Origin of the sequence: Pseudolactococcus raffinolactis NBRC 100932 (assembly GCF_001591765.1) — a bacterium.
Taxonomy (GTDB): Bacteria; Bacillota; Bacilli; order Lactobacillales; family Streptococcaceae; genus Pseudolactococcus; species Pseudolactococcus raffinolactis.
On sequence record NZ_BCVN01000059.1, the window covers coordinates 1 to 5,765 of the forward strand.

The following is a 5,765-nucleotide window of genomic DNA, read 5'->3' on the forward strand; positions in this document are numbered from 1 at the left end:
TTAAATTCTTTTTATAATGCTAGATCCGTTATTCTCAACCGTAAAATTAGGTAATGATTTTTCTTTAAATGAAGAAAGAGAGTTAAACTTGAATTTCATTTCAAAGTCCTCCATCTACACTTCAAATTTTTCTTTATCTTTAAAGTATTTGTTTTTCATTTTAAGTGCAACATTAACCAAAGCAATCATAACTGGAACTTCCACAAGTGGACCAATTACTGCAGTAAAGGCTTCACCTGAGTTAATCCCAAATACACCAACAGCGACAGCAATCGCAAGCTCAAAGTTATTGCTTCCTGCTGTAAAGGAAAGAGATGTTGCTACTGGATAGCTCGCTCCCATTTTCTTAGACATAAAGAAAGATATAAAGAACATCAAGACAAAGTATAATAGAAGGGGAATCGCAATTCTTACTACATCAAGTGGTAATTCTACTACTTTATCTCCTTTTACTGCAAACATAATAATAATTGTAAATAAAAGAGCAATCAATGTAAGACGACTTACTTTGGGAATAAATTTTTCTTCAAACCATGTTTTACCTTTAAGTTTTATCAATCCAAAGTGGGAAATAATCCCTGCAATGAAAGGAATACCTAGGTAAATAAACACTGAAGTTGCTATTTCACCAATTGTAATATGTACGGTATAATCTCCTAATCCCAACCATTTTGGAAGTAAAGTTACAAAGAAATATGCAAAGATAGAATAAAAAAATACTTGGAAAAGAGAGTTGAAAGCTACAAGACCTGCCGTATACTCGCTATCTCCATGTGCTAAGTCTGTCCAAACAAGAACCATAGCAATACAACGAGCAAGTCCTATCATAATTAAACCAACCATGTAGCTAGGATAACCTTGTAAAAATACAATTGCAAGGACAAACATCAATATTGGACCAATAATCCAGTTTTGAATAAGAGAAAGTAAGAATACTTTCCAATCTTTAAATACTTTCCCCATTTCTCCATATTTCACTTTTGTCAATGGAGGATACATCATGAGAATTAAACCGATAGCAATAGGTATAGATGTAGTGCCGATTGATAGGTTATTAATAGTTGTTGCAACACTTGGTACAAAATATCCCAAAGCTACACCTATACCCATTGCTACAAAAATCTATAATGTGAGGTAACGATCTAAAAATGAGAGCTTCTTAGTTACTAGATTCATTTTTTACTTTTCTCCTAATTTTGTTGTTTCTTTACCAACTCCTGATAATTATTATTTCCACCCGATAAGTTATAAACTTCTTTAAAGCCTTTATTTCTCAATACATTTTGAGAAGCGTTACCTGTCACTCCTTTATTACAATAAACAATTGTTTTCTTATTTTTATCAAGTGTTGAAGCCTTTTCTCGTAGCTCTGACAATGGTATGTTAATAGCGTTAGCTACATGATTTTTTTCATAACTTTTTGGAGCTCGGGTATCAATAATTGTAATATTTTCATTGTTTTTTTGAAGTTCCATTAAGTCATGCGGAGTGATAAGTGGAGCTGTTGTTAGTGCATTGGTTAATGCCATACCTGTATATGCTAATGGATCTTTTGTAGTAGAAAATGGTGGTGCATAGGCTAAGTCCATGTGGAATAAGTCTTCTGCAGTGACTCCTAAAGTTATTGTTGAAGCAAAAACATCTATTCTTTTATCCACGCCTTGAGGCCCAATAATTTGCACACCCAAAATACGATGAGTGAGCTTGTCAGCCACTGCCTTAATAACCATTTCTTTACCGTGCATATAGTCTGGTTTATCTGCCTTAATATTAAACAATACTGCAACTTCATAACCTTCAGCTAAAGCTTCTTTTTCTGTTAGTCCAGTTTGAGCAATTGTTAAATCAAAGAAACGCAAGATACCAGTTCCTAAAACACCTTGAAATCGAAGGGGACCACATGTCATAGCATCTCCTGCAATTCTCCCCATCTTGTTTGCTGTGGAAGCTAAAGGACGATAAGTAGGCTTGCCTGTAATAACGTGGAAACTTTCTGCTACATCACCCACTGCGTATACTCCAGGTATATTCGTTTGAAGTGTACTATCTGTAGCAATTGCACCTGTTTCTCCAAGTTTTACGCCAATGGATTGAGCTAAGGATACATTAGGTTGGACACCAGTTGCTAAGATATACATATCCGCAGATAATTTTGTTCCTTTATTGGTGATTGCTTCATCAAGTCGAGAACTTCCATTTAACGTTTGTATTGTTTCTTCAGATCGGAAATCAATGCCTTGTTTTATCATTTCATCTTCAATACGAATAGACATATCCCAGTCTAAATGTGACAAAGGATGCTTACCACGTTGAAGAATTGTGACTTCAATTCCACGTGCTTTAAGCTGCTCAGCAACTTCAAGACCTATATATCCTGCTCCTACAATCACAGCAGTCATAGGCTTTTCGTTTTCAATAAAAGACTTAATTTTTTTTCCGCTATTAATATTTCTCACTTGAAAAACATTTTCGAAATGTTTACCTAAAAATGCATCAGGAGTAAGAAATGTTGCCCCTGTAGCAAAAACTAAAACATCATATTTATCTTCAAATACATCCCCAGTTAATAAATTTTTTACTGTTACTATTTTTGTAGAATGATTAATGCATAGTACTTCATGTGAAGTATGTATATCAACGTTATAACGCTTTTTAAACCACTTTGCATCACGTGGTGTCAACTCTTCAAAATCAGCTATTTCTCCACCAATTGCGTAAGGAATACCACATACAGCATAAGAAATATCAGTATCTTTATCATAAAGAGTAATCTCTGCACTTTCTGTATTTCTACGTGCTTTAGCAGCTACACTAGTTCCAGAAGCAACAGATCCAATAATAATTATTTTCATAGAAGTACTCCATTTTCCTATTTTTCAAAGTTAGGTTGCCATTTTTCAACAGCGTATTTATTATCAGAGAGCTTAGCAACCTTTTCAATCCATTTGATTTCATTTGAAGCTATAGCTTTCAAAACAGCATTATTTGTATGAGTAGCAACCATGCTTTGGTTTACTAACCACCAAGTATGAGCAATATTTGCTCTATCTAAATCATCAGCGAGTCTCATTGATTCATAAACAGGTGTTGTCTCAGGCAATGTGACCATAAGAACTTCTGTTTCTTCAGGATTTTGCAAACGAGGGAGTAGTTTCTGAATTGCTTCAGGAACTTCACCATTTGTTCTTTCCACTTCTTTAGCATAACTCTGTGTAGATTTTAAAAGTAAGAATGTATGACCTGTTGGAGCTGTATCAATGACAACTATTTCATCGTCAGCTTTTCCAACTATTTCAGCAAAAGCACGGAATACAGCGATTTCTTGTGTACAAGGAGATTCTAAATCTTCTTTGATATAATCAAAATCATCCCCTGACATAGTTTCTCGTGCTTTAGCTAATACTTCTTCTTTGTATTCTCGAAGTTCTTTTTCTTCATCAATATGACTATAAGATAAGCCTGAAGTATCACCTAAATAAAAATTAAGATGGTCTGCAGGGTCTGTCGTTGCCAGATGAACTTTTTTACCACGTTTTTTCAAGGCTTGCGCTATTTTTATTGCTATTGTCGTTTTACCAACTCCACCTTTACCCATTGTAAAAATAATTTTCTTATCTGTATTAACAAAATTATTAATAATATCAGATATATCGGAATAATCTATAAAGTTTGAACTTATTAATGCAATCTCTGGATGTTTTTCAGATAGAAGCACACGTATTTTATCTAAACCAGTGACATTATATGGTCGTAACGGGATATAAAGCTGTTCGTAGTCTTTTATTTCTTGAGGTAGGTTATCTAAATCATTTCTTTGTTGATTATAAATAATTTCTGATATTTCATCGTCGGCACTATCTAACAAACCATTGATGATTAATTTTTGATTATGGATACCTAAATCAGAGAGGTCCTTTGAAGCTTTGCTTGCTTCTTGAATTGCTGCTCTTTGTGGACGAGTGACAAGCATTAAGGTGGTTAATTTGCCGTCAGATAGGGTTTCTACAGCCTGTTCGTAGCTTTCTTTTTTATCACCTAGTCCAGAGAGTTGACCTAAACAAGAAACACCTATATCATTTTCATCTAAATAATTAGACCATGCAGAAGGTAATGCAAGCATTCTTAACGTGTGACCTGTTGGAGCTGTATCGAAAATAACATAATCATACTCGCTCTCAACTGACTTGTCCGTTAAAAACGCTGCAAATTCATTAAACGCTGCAATTTCCACCGTACAAGAGCCAGATAACTGTTCTTCCATATTTTCAACTACAGAATCTGGAAGAACTCCTCTATAAGGGCCTATAATACTCTCTTTATAATCATTAGCAGCAGTGATAGGGTCAAAATTAGCAACTTTTAGATTTGGAATTTGATCAACAGCTTTTGGTTTATTTGTTAGTTCAGTTTGAAAAACATCTTGAAGATTTGAAGCAGGGTCAGTACTTACAAGAATTACCATCTTTCCTGAATCAGCGAGATTAACGGCTGTTGCACATGCAGAAGTTGTTTTACCAACTCCACCTTTACCTGTAAAAAAGAGATACTTTGTTAAGCCTATTTCTTGCGGATTATATAACTTCATTTTCTTTCCCTCAATTAACAACATCCTGTATTTCCGTCACAACAAGGACCTTTAGTTTTCGATTCAACTTCTACTCCTATTTCTTCATCAACAACGCAACAACCTTCTGAGGTATCACAGCAAGAGCCACTCTCCGCTTCATCAAGAGTTTCACAATGTGCCTGAAATTCTGACATTGTTGGATAGTCACCTGTTTTTATCACTGTACCATCTACCATAGTTACAGGCAATATTTCATTACCTTTGCTTTGAAGAAGGTTCAAAATAGTTTTGTTGACAACAAACACTTGCGGATTACTTGTCAAATTATATCGAAATGCTTTGATTTCTTTATTATCTTTTAAACTATCCATCAAATTTGTGATACGTAATAACTCTGAATCAACTGATGGCCCACATACTCCTGTAGAACAACACATTGCTGTTTCAAATATTTCAATTTTTTTCATTTTAATCTATTTCCTTCTTTATTGCTGCAAGAGCAATCATTTATTTCTATGCCACATATGCATGTTTTGTCATCATGAGAAAAAAGAGATTTACATAAATCTTGAAAATTGAATGTAAATTTTTCACTCAATGAATAGTAATTCCACGTTGCTTTTTTCTCAACCGTTATTATTTCCGCTTTTTCTAGCACTTTCATATGGTGTGAAAGTGCTGGTTGAGAAAAATCAAAGTGTTCTAAAAGATCGCAAGCACATTTTGTTCCACATGAAAGTAAATCAACAATCTTTAAACGGTTTGGTTCAGCTAAAGCTTTAAGTCCAACAACCATATTTTCATAGTCCATATTATTCCTTCCTAAAACATAAATGATTATTTATGTTTTGTCAAATCAAATATAGATGAATTATCAAGAGTGTTAGAGTTACAACTAAGAGATTTTATTTGGACAAAATTAACTAGTGATAACTTAACTATCGATTTTGGTTATGACTATTATATGTATGTCACTTCGAAACAAATGATTCCACATTTTCATAATTCAAAATTTGGAAATAATATCTATATTGAGGAAAATATAAAATCCCCATATACAGATGTTTAACAACACATTGGGATACTGAAATCAATCTGATCATATAATTAAGATATGACGTTAAGAAAATTAAATACTCCGTTTGTTTAACTGAGTATTTGTTCTAAATTTTATAATTCCGCTAATAATTACTAAAGG

General features: G+C 33.6%; 5 protein-coding genes. All 5 read right to left on the reverse strand.

Features of this window, described 5'->3' with window-relative positions:
- Positions 1 to 114: 114 nt before the first annotated feature.
- Entirely contained in the window at positions 115 to 1,122 is a 1,008-nt protein-coding gene (gene arsB, locus LRA01S_RS10055) for an ACR3 family arsenite efflux transporter (protein ID WP_275575952.1), read from the reverse strand.
- A gap of 68 nt (positions 1,123 to 1,190) precedes the next feature.
- Positions 1,191 to 2,852: an FAD-dependent oxidoreductase gene (locus tag LRA01S_RS10060; RefSeq protein ID WP_061775489.1), complete on the reverse strand. Its 1,662-nt coding sequence runs from the start codon at positions 2,850 to 2,852 to the stop codon at positions 1,191 to 1,193.
- Positions 2,853 to 2,869: 17 nt separating this feature from the next.
- Positions 2,870 to 4,585 (reverse strand): arsenical pump-driving ATPase, encoded by a 1,716-nt coding sequence (gene arsA, locus LRA01S_RS10065; RefSeq protein WP_061775492.1) that lies wholly within the window; start codon positions 4,583 to 4,585, stop codon positions 2,870 to 2,872.
- Positions 4,586 to 4,599: 14 nt separating this feature from the next.
- The gene (arsD, locus tag LRA01S_RS10070) at positions 4,600 to 5,034 is read right to left on the reverse strand and encodes an arsenite efflux transporter metallochaperone ArsD (RefSeq protein WP_061775490.1); all 435 of its coding nucleotides are present in this window, start codon (positions 5,032 to 5,034) and stop codon (positions 4,600 to 4,602) included.
- Positions 5,031 to 5,378 carry an ArsR/SmtB family transcription factor gene (locus LRA01S_RS10075; protein ID WP_061775491.1) on the reverse strand — a complete coding sequence of 116 codons (348 nt, stop codon included), beginning with the start codon at positions 5,376 to 5,378 and terminating at the stop codon, positions 5,031 to 5,033. Before LRA01S_RS10075 ends, arsD begins: the two co-directional genes overlap by 4 nt.
- Positions 5,379 to 5,765 lie beyond the last annotated feature (387 nt).